Origin of the sequence: Albidovulum salinarum (assembly GCF_025673475.1) — a bacterium.
In the GTDB taxonomy this organism is placed as follows: Bacteria; Pseudomonadota; Alphaproteobacteria; order Rhodobacterales; family Rhodobacteraceae; genus Albidovulum; species Albidovulum salinarum.
This window is the reverse complement of the sequence record NZ_JAOVQO010000009.1, coordinates 43,230-59,607: the sequence shown is the minus strand read 5'-3', so window position 1 is coordinate 59,607 and position 16,378 is coordinate 43,230. Positions and strand designations below refer to the sequence as shown.

Here is a 16,378-nt window from a genome sequence, read left to right as displayed (position 1 = left end):
GCTCCGTTTGCGCCGTCGCGGTCGCAATCGGGCATGACAGGACCGGCATTGTCGCATTCGCTCTCCCCGAAAGGGAGAAGCGAATGGCGCATACCGAAACGACCGATCTGGCATCCTTCAGCATCGCCTGCGCCATCGGCGCCTCGCTCGCCTTTTCGATCAGCGACATCACCGTGCGGTCGTTCAGCGCGAGCCTGCCGCTGGCGGAGGTGGTGCTGTTCCGTTCCTTCTTCGGCCTCGCCTTCATCCTCATGATCTTCGCGCGCGGCCAAGGCCTTGGCGCGGCTTTGCGCACCCGGCGCCCCTTGGCCCATGCGGCGCGCGGGCTCTTCGTCGTGATCTCCAACGTCACCTATTTCGCCGGCCTCGCGGCGCTGCCCTTGGCCGAGGCCTCGGCGATCTTCTTCGTCGCGCCGCTTCTGATCACGGCGCTTTCGGCGGTGATCCTGCGCGAGCATGTCGGCCCTTTGCGCTGGTTGGCGCTTGCCGTCGGCATGGTGGGCGTGCTCCTCATCATCAAGCCCGGCTCGATCAGCTTCCAGTGGGCGGTCCTGCTGCCGGCGCTCTCGGCGCTGGCCTATGCCGGGATGCACACGATGACCCGCAACATGGGGCTCTCGGAATCGGCGCTGACCCTGTCGATCTACATCCAGCTCTCCTTCGTCGTCTTCTGCTCGGTGATGGGTCTGGTTTTCGGCCGCGGCGACTGGGCCGGCACCGGCCATCCGGCGGCCGAGTTCCTGCTCAGGGCCTGGGTCTGGCCAACCCCCGTCGACTTCGGCCTCTTCGCGCTGGCCGGGGCCGCGAGCGCGACCGGGGGCTACCTGATCGGCCAGGCCTACCGCTGCAGCGCCGCCGGGCTGGTCGCGCCGTTCGAATACACCGCACTGGTGCTCGCGGCGTTCTGGGGCTTCGCGATCTGGGGCGAGGTGCCGGGAGCGGTCTCGGGCTTGGGCATCGCGCTCATTCTCGGCTCGGGCGTCTTCGTCGCGCTGCGCGAGCGGGCGCGGCGGCTGCCGCCCTCGGCCAAGCGCGCCTCGGGCCGGCGCTGACCTCAGTCCGCGGCCTTGACCCTTGCCCGCCAGAGCGTGAAGAGACCCGCCGCCACGACGATCACCGCGCCGATGGCGACATTGGTCTCCAGCGTCTCGCCGAAGACGGTCATGCCGAGCGCCGTGGCGAAGACGAGCTGGAGATAGGCGAAGGGCTGGATCGCGCTCGCCTCGGCAACCTCGAGCGCCTTGATCATCAGCCAGTGCGCGGAGGCCGCGGTGCAGCACAAAAGCGCCATCCAGGCCCAGTCGCGGGGCACCATCGGCTCCCAGTGGAAGAGGCCGACGGCGGTCATCACCACGGCGCCGGAAATTCCGGTCCAGAAGAAGCTGACCGAGGCGCGGTCACCCCGCGCGACATAGCGCGTCAAAAGCCCGTAGAGCGCGAACATGAAGGCCGCGAGAAGCGGGATCAGCGCGGCCGGGGCGAAGACCCGGAAGCCGGGCTCGAGGATGATGATCACGCCGAGAAAGCCGATGCCGATCGCGGTCCAGCGCCGCCAGCCGACCTTTTCGCCGAGAACCGGGCCGGACAGTGCGGCGACGAGAAGAGGGTAGCAGGTGAAGACCGCGTGGCTCTCGACGAGGCCGAGGATCGTGAAGGCGGTGACCATCACGCAGATCTCGGCGGCGAGGAGCACGCCCCGGAAGATCTGCAGGAGCGGGTAGCGCGGGCGCAGCGCCGCCGCGATGCCGCCGGTTCGCCGCGCCGCCACCGCGATGACGAAGGCGGCGAAGAACCAGTAGCGGATCATCACCACCATGTAGACGTTGTATTCGCCGGCAAGGTGGCGCGAGATCCCGTCCTGCATCGCGAAGACGAAGGCGGTCGCGGTCATCAGGATCGCGCCGAGGCGGAAGTTCTGCTCGTTCATGTCGCCCCGCGAAGGAAACCGCGGCTCATGTGCCGCTTGTGGCCGTGGCCCTTGGCCCGCTCTACCTGAAACCCCGCCGAAGCCAAGCCCCGCCGCACGAAGCCCGCCGCCGTGTAGGTGGCGAAGCTGCCGCCCGGCGCGGTGTGGCGGGCGACTTGCTGCATCAGCGCCTCGGACCAGAGCTCGGGGTTCTTCGCGGGCGAGAAACCGTCGAGAAACCAGGCATCGGCGCGCCCCGGCCAGCGGGGCAGTGTCTCGCGCGCGTCGCCTTCGACGATCTCGACATCTACCGGTCCAAGCGCGAAGCGCCGCCGGCCCGCGCTCCAATGTGGCAGAAGCGGGCCGGCGACCGCCTCTGCCTCGGGAAAGGCGGCGAGCGCGCGCGCCATGTCGGCGGCCGGCATCGGGAAGGCCTCGAAGCTCGTGAAACGGAGCCGTCCCGGCGTTCCCGAGCCTTCCCAGGCAAGGCAGGTGGCGATGAGATTCAGCCCGGTGCCGAAGCCAAGCTCGGCGATGTGGAACCCGTCCCGCAACCGCTCCGGCAGGTCATTGCCGGCAAGGAAGACGTGGCGCGTCTCGGCCAGCCCGTCGGCGAGCGAGAAGTAGGGGTCGTCGAAGAGCGTCGAGACCGGCGTGCCGCCGTCCCTCCAGGTTACCCTCTCGCTCTGGTCCTTTGCCGTCATCTGGCTTACCCCTTTCGCCGGCAGTTAGGCGAAGGGCGGGGGCAATGGCAATCGCGGATGTGACGGTGATGGGAGCGGGGATCTTCGGGCTTTCGGTCGCCTGGGCCTGCCTCAAGCGCGGCGCGAAGGTCCGGGTGATCGACCCCTACCGGCCCGGCGCCGGGGCGAGCGGCGGCACCGTCGGCGCGCTCGCGCCGCATACGCCGGAGAACTGGAATGCCAAGAAAGCCTTCCAGTTCGGGAGCCTGATCATGGCCGAGGCGTTCTGGGCCGAGGTCGACGCGGTCTCGGGCCGGTCCTCGGGCTACGGGCGCACCGGGCGGCTGCAACCCCTCGCCGATGCGGAGGCCATCACGCTGGCGCGGGCGCGCGAGGTCTCGGCGCGCGATCTCTGGCAGGGTCGGGCCGAGTGGCGGGTGATCGCGGCCGGGTCCGATCGCTGGGCGCCGGACGCGCCGAGCGGCTATCTCGTCCACGACACGCTGACCGCGCGGCTGCATCCAAGGCAGGCCGTCGAAAGCCTCGCCGCCGCGCTTGCCGCTCGGGGGGCGGCGATCCTGCACGACCCCGCGCCGCCCGAGGGCGCCGTGGTCTGGGCCACCGGCTATCGCGGCCTTCTCGACCTTGCGCGCGAGCTTGGCGCCCCGGTCGGAGCCGGCGTGAAGGGCCAGTCGGCGCTCCTGGCCCTCGATGCGCGCGACCTGCCGCAGATCTTCGCCGACGGCATCCATATCGTGCCCCATGCCGACGGCACCATCGGCATCGGATCGACCACCGAGCGCGAGTTCGACCGCGCCGAGACGACCGACGCGCAGCTTGACGCGGTGATCGCGAAGGCCGAGGCGGCGCTGCCGGTCCTGTGCCACGCAAAGGTGATCGAACGCTGGGCCGGAGTGCGGCCGCGCGCGAGAAGCCGGGCGCCGATGCTCGGGGGCTGGCCGGACCGGCCGGGCCACTACATCGCCAATGGCGGTTTCAAGATCGGCTTCGGCATGGCGCCGAAGGTGGCCGAGGTGATGGCCGACCTCGTGCTCGACGGCCGCGACGCGATCCCGGCAGGCTTCCGCGTCGAGGACAATCTCTAGGCGGCGCGCAGCGCCTCGGACCTGAGCGCCGTCATCAGCTTTCCGAGTGTCGTGAGCGACCGTTCATTGGTCAGCCGTCCATCCTCGTCGAAGGCGTTCCGCGCATCGGCGATCATCACTTCCGGGCCGGTCAGAAGCCGGGGCCGGAACGGCGTCATCGCGAGGCGCAGCGAGGATTGCGCCCGCGCGCCCCCGGCGCGGCCTGCCGCCGCCGAAACGATGGCCACCGGCTTGTCCTCCCAGGGATTGCCCTCGGTGCGGCTGACCCAGTCGAGCGCGTTCTTCAGAACCCCCGACAGGGCGCTGTTGTATTCCGGTGTCGAGATCACCACCGCGTCGGTTTCGTTGATCTGTCCCGCAAGCCGCGTCACGGCGGAAGGGGTGCCCTCGGCCTCCAGATCGCCGTCATATAGCGGCAGCCGGAGGTCGGCCTCGGCGAAGTCGCCGGGTCCGAAGAGCCGCGCTGCCTCGCGCACGAGCTTGCGGTTGGTCGAGCCTGAGCGCAGCGCGCCGGCGATTCCGAGCAGGGTGGGGCGGGTCATCGGGCCTCCGTCAGTATGCGTCCGAAGAGATGGGCGCTGCCGGCATCCGTCTCAATGCGCATGGCTGAACAGGGTCTGTGACCTCAGCCAAGCAGCCTGGTGAAGGTGAACGACGTCGGGCGGTCATAGCCCTCATGCGCGGTCTCGCCTGTCCTCTCGAAGCCCATCGCCTCGAAGGCGGCATGGTTGGCGGCGAGCTCGACCCGGCTTTGCAACTCCAGCCGCCCAAGCCCGAGTGCCCGCGCCCGCTCCTCGGCGAGCAACATGAGCTGCCGTGCGAGGCCCGCGCCGCGGAAAACGTCGGCCACGGCGAGCTTGCCGACATAGAGCCGCTCGGGCTCAGGCGTGAGGAAGAGGCAGGCGACCGGCGCGCCGGCATCGTCGAGCACCCAGATCTCACCCGCTCGGGCCTGCCGGGCGACGCCCTCGACGGTCAGGCGGTGCAGCGAGGAGGGCGGATCGATCACGCCCTCCATGTAGGCGAAGGCGGCATGGAGCAGGTTGAGGACGGGCGCCATGTCCTCGTCTCCGGTCAGTCGCCGCGGCGTACGGTGGACCGGGAGCCCGTCGCAAAGCTTGACCCAGGGCAGGCGCTCGTTCCAGTGGACGTGGCGGGTCGGCGCGTAGCTCGACGGATCGTCGAGTGTCGCGGCATAGAGGTCGATCTCTTGCCGCCGGGTTGGGCTCTGATAGGCCATCGGCGTACCGCAAGTGGCGCAGAAGAAGCGCCGCACGCCGGGCGAGCTTTCACGCTCGGCCGGAGGCGTCCCGGTCCAGCGAAAACCGGAATGGCTAACGCCGAGAAAGCTCGTGAACGGCGAGGCCGTCGCGCGCCTACAGCTTTCGCAGTGGCAATGCGCCTGCCAGTTCGGCGCGCCTTCGAAGCTGAACCGCACCGCGCCGCAGAGGCAATGTCCCGAGCCGCCGTCCATCCTGTCCTCCCCGGCCGGCGGCCAGTCTGCTCGCCGGGATATGGCCGGTCAAGGTCGCGGAAACGGCGCGCCGTTTTCGATATCTTGTGGAAAACCCGCCTGCGTCCTCCATATGCGGGGCTCCGGCATTGACTCGCAGCGCCGTCGGCCCAAGGATGGCAGACCCGTAGGAATCATTCGAAGGCGCCGACGTTGCGTTTCATCCGACTCAGACTGAACGGCTTCAAGAGCTTCGTGGATCCCACGGATCTCCTGATCCACGAGGGGCTGACCGGGGTCGTCGGGCCGAACGGCTGCGGCAAGTCGAACCTTCTCGAGGCGCTGCGCTGGGTGATGGGCGAGAACCGCCCCTCGGCGATGCGCGGCGGCGGGATGGAGGACGTGATCTTCGCTGGGGCCGCGACGCGCCCCGCGCGCAATTTCGCCGAAGTCTCGCTGACGATCGACAATTCCGAGCGGCTGGCGCCGGCGGGGTTCAACGATCTCGACCAGCTCGACATCACCCGCCGCATCACCCGCGACGCAGGCTCGGCCTACAAGGCCAACACCAAGGACGTGCGGGCGCGCGACGTGCAGATGCTGTTCGCCGACGCCTCGACCGGCTCGCATTCGCCGGCGCTGGTGCGGCAGGGCCAGATCTCGGAGCTGATCAACGCCAAGCCGAAGAACCGCCGCCGCATCCTCGAGGAGGCGGCGGGCATCTCCGGCCTCTACCAGCGCCGCCACGAGGCCGAGCTGAAGCTCGCCGCGACCGAGCAGAACCTTCTCAGGGTCGAGGACGTGGTCGAGAACCTCGCGACGCAGCTCGCCCAGCTTGCCCGGCAGGCGCGGCAGGCGGCGCGCTACCGCGAGATCGGCGAGGAACTGCGGCGCGCCGAGGGGATGCTCCTCTACCGCCGCTGGCGCGAGGCCGACCAGGCTCGCGCCACCGCGGAGGCCGACCTGACCGAGCGCACGAAGCTTGCCGCGCAGGGCGAGACGGCGGCACGCGCCGCGACCAAGGCCCGTGCGGCGCGCGAGGACGCGCTTCCGCCCCTGCGCGAGGAGGAGGCGATCGCCGCCGCCGTGCTGCAACGCCTGCAGGTCCAGCGCGACACGCTGAAGGACCAGGAGGCGCGCGCGCTCCAGACCATCGAGACGCTGAAGGGCCGGATCGAGCAGCTTGCCCGCGACATGGAGCGCGAGGCGGGGCTCAACCGCGACGCCGGCGAGACGATCCAGCGGCTCGACTGGGAGCAGGCGCAGATCGCCAAGGCGGCCGAGGGGCAGGATGCAAGGCTCGCCGAGGCGGTCGAGGCGGCGCAGGATGCCGCGCGCGTGCTCTCGGACCGCGAGACCACGCATTCGGAACTGACCGAGGACGTGGCCCGGCTCTCGGCCCGGCACCAGTCGGCGCACCGGCTTCTGGCCGACAGCCGTGCCACGCTGGAGAAGAACGAGGCCGAGGCGGCCCGCGCCAAGACCGCCGCGGGTGAGGCCGAGGCGGCGCTGACCCGCGCCACCGCCGATCACGAGGCCGCCGAGGAGGCGCAGGAGGAGGCCGCCGCCGCCGCCGAGGCCGCCGAGGAGGCGCTGATCGCCGCTGACGAGGCGCGGGGCGACGCCCAGGCCCGCGAGACCGAGGCCCGCGCGGTGATGTCGGAGGCCGAGGGCGAGGCCGGGGCGCTCAAGGCCGAGGCGGCGGCGCTGCAGAAGCTCGTCGAGCGCGAGGCGGCGACCGGCAAGCAGCTCCTCGACCGGGTCGAGGTGAAGAAGGGTTACGAGAAGGCGCTGGGCGCCGCGCTCGCCGACGATCTGCGCGCGCCCGAGATCGCTGCGGAAGTCGCGTCGGGCTGGGCGGTGCTGCCGGGTTACGGCCAGCCCCAGACCCTGCCCGAGGGCGTGGCGGCGCTCTCGAACCACGTCACCGTGCCCGAGGTGCTGGCCCGCCGCATCGGCCAGATCGGGCTCGTGAACAAGGCCGACGGCGCGCGGCTCCAGCCGCTCCTGAAGCCGGGCCAGCGGCTGGTGACGGTCGAGGGCGATCTCTGGCGCTGGGACGGGTTCCGCGCCGGGGCCGAGGACGCGCCGACCGCGGCCGCGCTCCGGCTCCAGCAGCTCAACCGGCTCACCGACCTCAAGCGCGACCTCGAGGAGGTCAACGGCCGTGCCGAGGGCGCGCGGCAGGCGCATGACCTCCTGATCCGTCGCCTTGCCGATGCGACCGAGGCCGACCGCCGCGCCCGTGACGCTCGCCGCGAGGCGGACCGGCGCGTGGCCGAGGCCTCGCGCGCGCTGTCGAAGGCCGAGGCAGACCGCTCGATCGCCGGCGGCAAACTCGAAAGTGCTCGCCTTGCCGTCGCCCGGCATGAGGAGGAAGCGCTCGGCGCCCGTACGCGGCTCCGCGAGGCGGAAGTCGCGGTGCGGTCGCTGCCGAACCTCGACGCCGCGCGCCAAGAGGTCGAGGACGTCAAGCTGACCGTCGAGGCGGCGCGGATGACGATGATGGCCAAGCGCTCGGCCCATGACGAGATCCGCCGCGAGGGCGAGGCGCGGACCAGGCGCCGGCAGGAGATCACCAAGGAGATCTCGGGCTGGAAGCACCGGCTCGAGACCGCCGAGAAGCGGTCGGCCGAGCTTGCCGAGCGCAAGGTCGCGTCTGAAGCCGAGCTGAAGGACGCCTCCGCCGCGCCGGCCGAGATCGCGGCCAAGCGCGAGGAACTGTCCGAGGCGATCGAGGCCGCCGAGGCTCGCCGCATCGGCGCCGCCGACCGGCTCGCCGAGGGCGAGTCGCTCCTGCGCCAGGCCACCGATGCCGAGCGCGAGGCCGAGCGCACCGCCTCCGAGGCGCGCGAGGCCCGCGCCCGCGCCGAGGCCCGTGCCGAGGCCGCGCGCGATACCGTCGCCCATGCCGCCGAGCGGATCCGCGAGGAGACCGAGAAGGAGCCGGCAGCGCTCCTCCAGAGCCTCGACGCCGATCCCGACCGGATGCCGGCGGCCGAGGCGCTCGACGCCGATGTGCAGCGGCTGCGGCGCCAGCGCGACGGGCTCGGTGCGGTCAACCTGCGCGCCGAGGAGGATGCCAAGGAGGTGCAGGCCGAGCACGACAACCTGGTCATGGAGAAGGCCGACCTCGAGGAGGCGATCAAGAAGCTCCGCGGTGGCATCGCCGGGCTCAACCGCGAGGGCCGCGAGCGGCTGCTGACCGCGTTCGAGCAGGTGAACGCCAATTTCCGGCTGCTCTTCACCCATCTCTTCGGCGGCGGCGAGGCCAATCTGGTGCTGGTCGAGAGCGACGATCCCTTGGAAGCTGGGCTCGAGATCATGTGCCAGCCGCCGGGCAAGAAGCTTGCGACTTTGTCGCTTCTTTCGGGCGGCGAGCAGACGCTGACGGCCTTGGCGCTGATCTTCGCGGTCTTCCTTGCCAACCCGGCGCCGATCTGCGTCCTCGACGAGGTCGACGCGCCCTTGGACGACGCCAACGTCACCCGGTTCTGCGACCTCCTCGACGAGATGACCCGGCGCACCGACACCCGCTTCCTGATCATCACCCACCACGCGGTGACGATGGCGCGGATGGACCGGCTCTTCGGCGTGACGATGCAGGAGCAGGGGGTGAGCCAGCTCGTCTCGGTCGACCTCAAGAAGGCCGAGGCGCTGGTGGCGTGACGGTGCCCGGCCGCGGACCTGTAGCCAAATCGGAACAGCCCGGCTGTTTCTTCAGCAACCGGATTGAATTTAACTACATTCCCGCGTTTTTTGGGGGCGCAACAGGCGCAGTCGACCCGAAAGAACGCTTCGGGTCACAAATTCGTCCGAATTGACGGTGTAGTAGGGCAAAGACTGCCGGAATCGTGGCGCGGGGCGGATTGTTCCGCTGGTTTTTTTGTGGAGGCGAACAGGCATGGCTACTTCTGATACCTACTGGGCACGCGGCGACAGTGCTACCGCCGCCAATGCGTCGATCAACATCAGGAACCTGGGCCAGCAGCCTGCGGTCCAGTTGTACTTCGAATCCGGAACGCTCGGTGACGATACAACCGGTGACTTGGTTCTCGATGATACTGCGCCTGGTGTGGTTGATCCTGACACCACGGTCTGGATCAATGGAACTGAATACAACTTCATCTACGAACTTAGCGGGACGTGGCGAAACAATAGCGGCACCGTCCCTGATCAATTCGAAGGCGATCCGGTTTACGTGATCACCGTGATCGGTGCCGGGCCCGGTGGATCGAATTTGCGGCTTTGGTTCATGCCCGACGCGACGGTCACCAAGGCGGAGATCGAGGCGTTCGGCAACGGTGCCGAGTCGATTGATAACTTTTCGACCAACCCTCCCCCACCGGTCTGCTTCCTGCGCGGCACGCTGATCTCGGCGCCGAAGGGTGAGGTTCCGGTCGAGGAGCTGCGGGCCGGTGACGAGGTGCTGACCGCCTCGGGTGCCACCGCCACCGTGCGGTTCGCCGCCGCGCGCGAGCTGACGCTGATGGAGCTTCTTCTCAACCCCGACATGCGGCCGGTCTGCATCCCGCAGGGCGCGATGGGCGAGGGGCTGCCGCGCGCCGATCTCTGGGTCTCGCCGCAGCACCGGGTGCTGGTGCGCGGCTGGGAGCCGGAGATGCTCTTCGGCCAGGACGAGGTGCTGGTCGCCGCGAAGCATCTGAAGTTCGCGCCGACCCTGCGCCGTCCGGCGCGTCCCGAGACGGTGGAATATTTCCACCTGATGCTCGACAGCCACGACATCGTGCTGTCGAACGGGATCGAGACCGAGAGCCTCTTCCCCGGCGACACCGCGATCGCCAGCCTGACCGAGGACGGCCGGGCCGAGATGGCGCGGGTGTTCCCCGACTATGCCGGCGACTGGACGCTCTACGGACCCACCGCGCGACGCACGCTGACGGCGCGCGAGGCCGAGGCGCTCTGGACGAAGATGGCGCCGCTGGGCGCGGGCGAGGTCAAGGCCGTCGCCTGAGCGACCTTTCGCAGTGAATGAGACAGGGCCGGCATCGCCGGCCCTTCTCCGTTTCCGGGGACGCCATCAAAGCTGACCGAGAAGTGCCCGTGTCGGCCAGGCGTCGGCCGGCAGGCCGAGGCGGATCTGCTCCTTCTGCACCGCCTCGCGGGTCTTCTCGCCGAGGATGCCGTCGATACCGCCCACGTCATGGCCGCGGGCCTGCAGCTTCTTCTGCAGCGTCTTCATCTCGCCCCCCGACAGGCCCGGCTCCGGATTGCCGGGGTCGAAGACCGGCGCGCCTTCGAGGCGGGTGGCGAAATAGGCGGCCGTGGTGACGTAGACGAAGCTCTTGTTCCATTCGAAATAGACGCGGAAATTGGGGTACGCAATGAAGGCCGGCCCCTTGCGCCCCATCGGCAGCAGGATCGACCCGTTCAATCCCTTCGCCAGCGGCGCCGAGCGGCCCTTCACCCCCATCCGCGACCACTCTGCCACCGAAAGCTGATGGTTGAGCCCGGTCCGCGACCAGTCGACCCCCTCGGGCACCACCACCTCCTGCAGCCAGGGCTCTCCTGGCCGCCAGCCGAGGCCACGAAGCATCTTCGCCCCCGACATCAGCGCATCCGGCGCGGAGGTCTTGAGCGAGACATGGCCGTCGCCATCGCCATCGACGCCGTTCCTGAGGATGTCCTCGGGCAGCATCTGCACCTGGCCGATCTCGCCCGCCCAGGCGCCGCGGGTGCCAGCCGGGTCGAAATCGCCGCGCTCATAAAGTTCCAGCGCGGCGAAGACCTGCGGTCGGAAAAGTTCGGGCCGGCGGCAGTCGTGGGAGAGCGTCACGAGCGCGTTCAGCGTGTTGAAATCGCCCTGCACCGCGCCGTAATCGGTCTCGAGCGCCCAGAAGGCGAGAAGGACACCGGGAGAGACGCCGTAGGCGCGGGCGATGCGCTGGAAGGTGGAGGCGTATTTCTGCGCGTTGCGCTGGCCGTTGACGATCCGGTTCTTGCTGATCAGCGCGCGCGAGAAGGTAATAAAGTCCTTCTGGAACACGCCCTGGGCGCGGTCCGCGCGCAGCACCTTCGGATCCTGCCGGGCGCCGGCGAAGAAGCGGTCGACCGTCGCGGGCGCATGGCCGCGCGCTACCGCCTCGGACTTCAGATCCGAGACGAAGCCGCCGAAGTTCCCGCCGCAGGCCGCGGCCGGGCCGGCGAGAACAGCGAGGACGAGGGCGGCGAGTTCGGGGCGCATCGGGGTCTCCTGCTGGGGCGGGATCGGACCCGCGTTGGAACGGGCGTTTGCCACCCATCGCCGGGACAGTGTAGCAATTGCATTGGAAGTGTTGACGAACTTCTAACAAGAGTCGAGGAAGGCAGCGGGGAACCGCCCGTTCGCGGCGCTGGAGGGAGCATGCGGGTTCTGATCGTCGAGAGCGACCCGAATCTCGGCTGGCTCTGGAAGCGGCACCTGGAACGGTTCGCGACCGACGTGCATCTTGCCGATGGGCAGGCGGCGGCGGTCTCGTTCCTCGACCGGGAACCGGCCGATGTGATCGTGCTGGACCTGGTGCTCTCCGAGGGCAGCGCGCTCGCGGTGGCCGATTACGCGAGCTACCGGCACCCGGCATCGCGGATCGTCTTCGTCACCAACACGAGCTTCTTCTCGGACGGCTCGATCTTCCGGCACATCCCCAACGCCTGCGCCTTCCTGCCGTCGGCTACGCCGCCGGAGGATCTCGCGGCGGTAGTGGAGCATTACGGGACGACCGGCTGAGGCGGTTCAACCGCGGCCATGCGGCGCGGTGAAATCGAGGACCGGGTTGATCGGGATGATCCGGTGCGGATTGATGCTCTCGTGGCTGTAATGGTAGTGGCGCACGATATGGTCGAAATGCACCGTCGCCGCCACGCCCGGCCATTGGTAGAGGGCGCGCGTATAGGCCCAGAGGTTCGGGTAGTCGATCAGCCTGCGGCGGTTGCACTTGAAGTGCAGGTGATAGACGGGATCGAAGCGGACCAGCGTCGGGAAGAGCCGCCAGTCCGCTTCGGTGATCCGGTTGCCCGTGAGGTAGCGCCTGTGCGCGAGCCGGTCTTCGAGCCAGTCGAGCGTTTCGAAAAGCGCGGTCACGGCGGCGTCATAAGGCGCCTGGCGGCTCGCGAAACCGGCGCGGTAGACACCGTTGTTCACGGTTTCGTAGATCCGGGCGTTGAGCGCGCCGATCTCCGTGCGCAGGTTGGCGGGATGGTGATCGTCGCTGTTTCCGGTCAACCCGTCGAAGGCCGTGTCGAACATGCGGATGATGTCGGCGCTCTCGTTCGAGACGATGGTGTCACGCTGGCGGTCCCAGAGCACCGGAACGGTGACGCGGCCGGTGTGATGCGGGTCGGCGCGGAGATAGAGGTCGCGCAGGAACGGAAGGTCGTGGAGCCGGTCGCCGGTGGTGCCGGGAAAGTCTCGGGCGAAGCTCCAGCCGTCGTCGAGCATGTCGGGATGCACGACCGACATCGGGACCAGGTCCTCGAGCCCCTTGAGGGCGCGGAAGATCATCGCGCGGTGCGACCAGGGACAGGCGGGCGAGACGTAGAGATGGTAGCGCCCGGCCTCGGCCTTGAAACCGGCCGTGCCGGTCGGGCCTGCGGCGCCGTCCGGCGTGATCCAGTTGCGGAACACCGCGTCGTGACGTCGGAACGTGCCGTCCCCGGATGCGTAACCCCGCCCCGTCGTCCATTGCCCGTCGACCAGCATGCCCATGCGGCAGCCCTCCTTTCGGCTTATGCCGATTTAGGTTCCGCCGCGCGGCGATGAAACCGGCTCCCGCGCAAACCCGGTCTGCATGCCTGCACAATCCCGTTACGTCGCCGCGGTATCGTGACCGCAACGCGACGCTTCGTGACCCTTTCCTTGTAACTCAAATGGTTAACTTGATTTTCGGCGCTGATGGGTCATGCTGGCACGAGGGGGAAGATGTGTGATGACTGATTATCTGCCAAAGGAAGTCCGGGCCGGGCTGGACGAAGCCCGCAAGCGGGATCTGCGCAGACGCGCGCGGCTGCGGGTGTTCGCGGGCGACGACGTTTACCCGATTCTGCGGTTCTGGGAGACCGGGTTCGCGCTCGATGCCGATCAGGTTGTCCATCTGAGGGGGCTCGTGGATATCTATGACGGTCCGCGCCACCTGTACCAGTGCCTGATCGTCGCTTCGGGCGTCGAGGAGGGCGAGTTGATCTGCACGATGAAGCGCTCGACCGTGGCCCGGGACCGTCCGGCGCTCGACTATGTGCGCGACGAGAACGCGCCGGTGGGGTATTTGCCGGGCGAGTGATCGGCCGGTCGCCCAGCTCCGCTTGGGATGCCGCCGGTCGGGATATGTCGGGCAAGATGAAGGAGCGGTCAGGGTCGGATCTCGACCGTGGTGCCGATCGGTGCGATGCGCCAGAGTTCCTCGATCTCGGTATCGGCGAGTGCGATGCACCCCTCGGTCCAGTCGTGGCGCAGGGTCGCCTTGCCGAAGAGCGCATTCGGCTGGCCGTGGATGAAGATGTCGCCGCCGGGGGAATAGCCGCCCGCCGCGGCGCGGATCAGGTCGTTCTGCTGGGGATAGTCGAGGCCGAGCGAGAGGTGGAAGGCGCTGGCGGCGTTGCGCCGGTTGATGCGGAACCGGCCTTCAGGGGTCTTGCCGTCGCCCTGCCGGATCTTGTCGCCCTCGGGCGCGAAGCCGAGCGCGATCCCGTAGCTGCGCAGCGCCTCCCCGTCGCGGAAGACGGTGAGGCGGCGGGCGGATTTCTCGATCAGGATGCGATCGATCGTGCCGGTGAGGGGTGGCAGCGGCCGGGGCGGCGCTGGTGGCGCCGGGAAGCGGTGCTGGTAGAGTGCGAGCATCCCGAGCGCCAGCGCCATCATGAGGAGGGTGAGCTGGAAGATCCGCCGGAGCCAGCTCATTGCAGGTCGCCGAACGCCCTTTGCATCCGCTCCACGGCGTCCGCGATCCGCACCCGCGGCATGGCGATGTTGAAGCGCAAAAAGCTTTCACCGCCCGCCCCGAAGACAGGGCCGGGGCTGGCCGCGATCTTCGCGTCGCCGGCGACGCGGGCCGCGAATTCCTCGCGCATCATGCCGGTACCAGAGAAATCGACCCAGGCGAGGTAGGTGGCCTGCATCGGCATCATCCTGAGACCCGGAATCGCGTTGATCCCGTCGAGGAAGAGCCGGTGGTTGCCGGCGAGATAGGCGGTGAGCTCGTCGACCCAGGCCGCGCCCTCGGGCGAGTAGAGCGCCGGGGTCATGTGCATCGAAAGCGAGTTCGGCGAGACCGAGAGCTGATGGATGCGCTTGGCATAGGCCGCGCGCAGGCCCTCGTCATGGATGATCGCGTTGCCGCAATGCATGCCCGCGACGTTGAAGGTCTTCGACGTCGCGGTGAGCACGATCAGCCGGTTCGCGATCGAGGAATCCACGAGCGGCATCGCGATGTGCTTCTGGCCGGGATAGACGAGGTCGTGATGGACCTCGTCCGAGATCAGAATGAGGTCGTGGCGTTTGGCGAAATCGGCCATGCCCTGCAGTTCGGCCCGGGTCCAGACCCGGCCGCCGGGATTGTGTGGCGAGCAGAGGATCGCCATCTTCTCGGTGCCGGTCATCTGCGCGTCCCAGGCGGTGAAGTCCATCTGGTAGACGCCGTCCCGGATCGCGAGCGGGCATTCGACGAGCCGCCGGTCATTGGCGCGGATCACGCGGGCGAAGGCGTGGTAGACGGGGGTGAAGATCACCACGCCGTCGCCGGGGCTGGTGTAGGCCTCGAGGCACATCGACACCGCGTTGACGAGGCCGTGGGTGGTGAAGATCGCCTTCTCGTCGACCGCCCAGCCGTGACGCTCGCGCATCCACCACTGGATCGAGGCGTTGTAGTCGCCGGCATCGCCGAAATAGGTGAAGAGCGCGTTGTCGGCGGCGCGCTTGACGGCGTCGATCATGCCCTGTGGCTGGCGGAACTCCATGTCGGCAACCCACATGGCGAGCCCGTCCTTGGGCGCGACGCCGAGGTTCTTCTCCATCGTGTCCCATTTCGAAGTGTGCTTGCCGCGGAAGTCGATGATCTCGTCGAATTTCATGGAATGCCCCTCTGGTCCGCGCGCGAGGTTAGTGATCGCCGCGCCGGGCGCAAGAGGCGGGCATTGCGCGCGGCCCGGGCTTGGCCTAAATCAGCCGCATGACGATACGCCCGATCCTGATCCATCCCGACCCGCGCCTGAAGAAGCGCTGCGACCTCGTGACCGACATCACGGACGAGTTGCGCAGGGCCGCCGATGACATGCTCCAGACCATGTATGACGCGCCGGGGGTCGGCCTTGCCGGACCGCAGGTCGGGCTGATGAAGCGCATCCTGGTGATGGACTGCGTGAAGGATCCCGACGCGGCGCCGAAGCCGATGGTGCTGATCAACCCCGAGATCACCTGGTCCTCTGAGGCGGTGAACACCTACGAGGAGGGCTGCCTGTCGATCCCCGAGCAATATGCCGAGGTGACGCGCCCGGCGGAGGTCGCGGTGCGGTGGCTCACGCTCGATGGCACGGCTGAGGAGGAGCGGTTCGACGGGCTCTGGGCAACTTGCGTCCAGCATGAGATTGACCATCTCGATGGCAAGCTCTTCATCGACTACCTGACGCCGCTGAAGCGCCAGCTCATCACCCGCAAGATGCAGAAGCTTAAGCGCGAGCAGGCGCGGCTGTGACGGTCAGGGCCTTCGTTCCCTATCCCGACAAGCGGCTCCGGACCCCGGCCGAGCCGGTTGCCGCCGTCACCGAGACGATCGGCATGATCTGGGACGACATGGTCGAGACGATGGATGCGATGCCGGGCTACGGGCTCGCCGCGCCACAGATCGGGATCATGCTGCGGCTCGCCGTCGTCGATTGCTCGGACAAGCGCGGCCAGGCGGTGCGGATGGCCAATCCGGAAGTGCTCCACGCTTCGATCCAGCTTCGCCGCCATGACGAGGCGAGCCCGAACCTGCCCGGCGTCTTCGCCTCGATCGAGCGGCCGCGGGCGGTGACGGTGCGATTCCTTAACGCGGCTGGCGACTTGGAGGAGCGCGATTTCGTCGGGCTCTGGGCGACCTCAGTGCAGCACCAGATCGACCATCTGAATGGCAAGATGTATCTCGACCACCTCTCGCCCATGCGCCGCAAGATGCTGGTCGCCAAGGCCGAGAAGCTGAGAAAGCGCGGATAGCGGCCGGGGGGCTTCGCGCCCCCCGGACCCCCCGCGGGGTATTTGGGC

16 protein-coding genes are annotated in these 16,378 nt (G+C 68.6%); 8 read left to right on the top strand and 8 right to left on the bottom strand.

The features are described 5' to 3' along the window. Nucleotides 1-83: 83 nt before the first annotated feature. Entirely contained in the window at nucleotides 84-1,052 is a 969-nt protein-coding gene (locus OEZ60_RS10870; RefSeq protein ID WP_263335914.1) for a DMT family transporter, read from the top strand. Nucleotides 1,053-1,054: 2 nt separating this feature from the next. Here the strand turns inward: OEZ60_RS10870 and OEZ60_RS10865 are convergent, their stop codons facing one another. Further along, entirely contained in the window at nucleotides 1,055-1,927 is an 873-nt protein-coding gene (locus OEZ60_RS10865) for a DMT family transporter (RefSeq protein WP_263335912.1), read from the bottom strand. Next, nucleotides 1,924-2,610, bottom strand: a complete 687-nt coding sequence (mnmD, locus tag OEZ60_RS10860) for a tRNA (5-methylaminomethyl-2-thiouridine)(34)-methyltransferase MnmD (protein WP_263335910.1) — start codon at nucleotides 2,608-2,610, stop codon at nucleotides 1,924-1,926. Before mnmD ends, OEZ60_RS10865 begins: the two co-directional genes overlap by 4 nt. A 44-nt stretch (nucleotides 2,611-2,654) precedes the next feature. On the opposite strand from mnmD, the gene OEZ60_RS10855 reads away from it, so the two are divergent. Further along, nucleotides 2,655-3,695 carry an NAD(P)/FAD-dependent oxidoreductase gene (locus tag OEZ60_RS10855; protein ID WP_263335908.1) on the top strand — a complete coding sequence of 347 codons (1,041 nt, stop codon included), beginning with the start codon at nucleotides 2,655-2,657 and terminating at the stop codon, nucleotides 3,693-3,695. Here the strand turns inward: OEZ60_RS10855 and OEZ60_RS10850 are convergent. Both OEZ60_RS10850 and OEZ60_RS22270 read right to left on the bottom strand, forming a co-directional pair. Next, nucleotides 3,692-4,237, bottom strand: coding sequence for an NADPH-dependent FMN reductase (locus tag OEZ60_RS10850; protein ID WP_263335905.1), 546 nt, complete (start codon nucleotides 4,235-4,237; stop codon nucleotides 3,692-3,694). The two genes, OEZ60_RS10855 and OEZ60_RS10850, sit on opposite strands and share 4 nt — an antisense overlap. Before the next feature lie 83 nt (nucleotides 4,238-4,320). After that, nucleotides 4,321-5,169, bottom strand: coding sequence for a GNAT family N-acetyltransferase (locus OEZ60_RS22270; protein ID WP_411709799.1), 849 nt, complete (start codon nucleotides 5,167-5,169; stop codon nucleotides 4,321-4,323). 192 nt (nucleotides 5,170-5,361) lie between these two features. Between OEZ60_RS22270 and smc the strand changes: the two genes are divergently transcribed. Together smc and OEZ60_RS10830 are read left to right on the top strand one after the other, a co-directional pair. After that, entirely contained in the window at nucleotides 5,362-8,817 is a 3,456-nt protein-coding gene (gene smc, locus OEZ60_RS10835) for a chromosome segregation protein SMC (RefSeq protein WP_263335903.1), read from the top strand. Between the two features lie 235 nt (nucleotides 8,818-9,052). Continuing rightward, entirely contained in the window at nucleotides 9,053-10,123 is a 1,071-nt protein-coding gene (locus OEZ60_RS10830; RefSeq protein WP_263335901.1) for a Hint domain-containing protein, read from the top strand. Nucleotides 10,124-10,189: 66 nt separating this feature from the next. On the opposite strand, the gene OEZ60_RS10825 is transcribed toward OEZ60_RS10830, so the two are convergent. Further along, on the bottom strand, nucleotides 10,190-11,353 hold the full coding sequence (locus tag OEZ60_RS10825) for a lytic murein transglycosylase (RefSeq protein ID WP_263335898.1): 1,164 nt from the start codon (nucleotides 11,351-11,353) through the stop codon (nucleotides 10,190-10,192). 159 nt (nucleotides 11,354-11,512) lie between these two features. On the opposite strand from OEZ60_RS10825, the gene OEZ60_RS10820 reads away from it, so the two are divergent. After that, entirely contained in the window at nucleotides 11,513-11,875 is a 363-nt protein-coding gene (locus OEZ60_RS10820) for a response regulator transcription factor (RefSeq protein ID WP_263335897.1), read from the top strand. Between the two features lie 6 nt (nucleotides 11,876-11,881). Here the strand turns inward: OEZ60_RS10820 and OEZ60_RS10815 are convergent, their stop codons facing one another. Continuing rightward, a complete protein-coding gene (locus OEZ60_RS10815) occupies nucleotides 11,882-12,853 on the bottom strand; it encodes a glutathione S-transferase family protein (RefSeq protein WP_263335894.1) in 972 nt (323 codons plus the stop codon). Between the two features lie 220 nt (nucleotides 12,854-13,073). Here OEZ60_RS10815 and OEZ60_RS10810 point away from each other — a divergent pair, with 220 nt between their 5' ends. Further along, on the top strand, nucleotides 13,074-13,424 hold the full coding sequence (locus OEZ60_RS10810) for a hypothetical protein (RefSeq protein ID WP_263335892.1): 351 nt from the start codon (nucleotides 13,074-13,076) through the stop codon (nucleotides 13,422-13,424). Between the two features lie 68 nt (nucleotides 13,425-13,492). Here the strand turns inward: OEZ60_RS10810 and OEZ60_RS10805 are convergent, their stop codons facing one another. Together OEZ60_RS10805 and OEZ60_RS10800 are read right to left on the bottom strand one after the other, a co-directional pair. Further along, nucleotides 13,493-14,041, bottom strand: coding sequence for a L,D-transpeptidase family protein (locus OEZ60_RS10805; RefSeq protein ID WP_263335889.1), 549 nt, complete (start codon nucleotides 14,039-14,041; stop codon nucleotides 13,493-13,495). Beyond that, a complete protein-coding gene (locus tag OEZ60_RS10800; RefSeq protein WP_263335887.1) occupies nucleotides 14,038-15,210 on the bottom strand; it encodes a MalY/PatB family protein in 1,173 nt (390 codons plus the stop codon). Before OEZ60_RS10800 ends, OEZ60_RS10805 begins: the two co-directional genes overlap by 4 nt. Before the next feature lie 98 nt (nucleotides 15,211-15,308). On the opposite strand from OEZ60_RS10800, the gene def (OEZ60_RS10795) reads away from it, so the two are divergent. Together def (OEZ60_RS10795) and def (OEZ60_RS10790) are read left to right on the top strand one after the other, a co-directional pair. Then, nucleotides 15,309-15,830, top strand: a complete 522-nt coding sequence (gene def, locus OEZ60_RS10795) for a peptide deformylase (RefSeq protein ID WP_263335885.1) — start codon at nucleotides 15,309-15,311, stop codon at nucleotides 15,828-15,830. Further along, on the top strand, nucleotides 15,827-16,330 hold the full coding sequence (gene def, locus OEZ60_RS10790) for a peptide deformylase (protein WP_263335883.1): 504 nt from the start codon (nucleotides 15,827-15,829) through the stop codon (nucleotides 16,328-16,330). The genes def (OEZ60_RS10795) and def (OEZ60_RS10790) overlap by 4 nt, the downstream gene beginning before the upstream one ends. The last annotated feature ends 48 nt before the right edge of the window (nucleotides 16,331-16,378 follow it).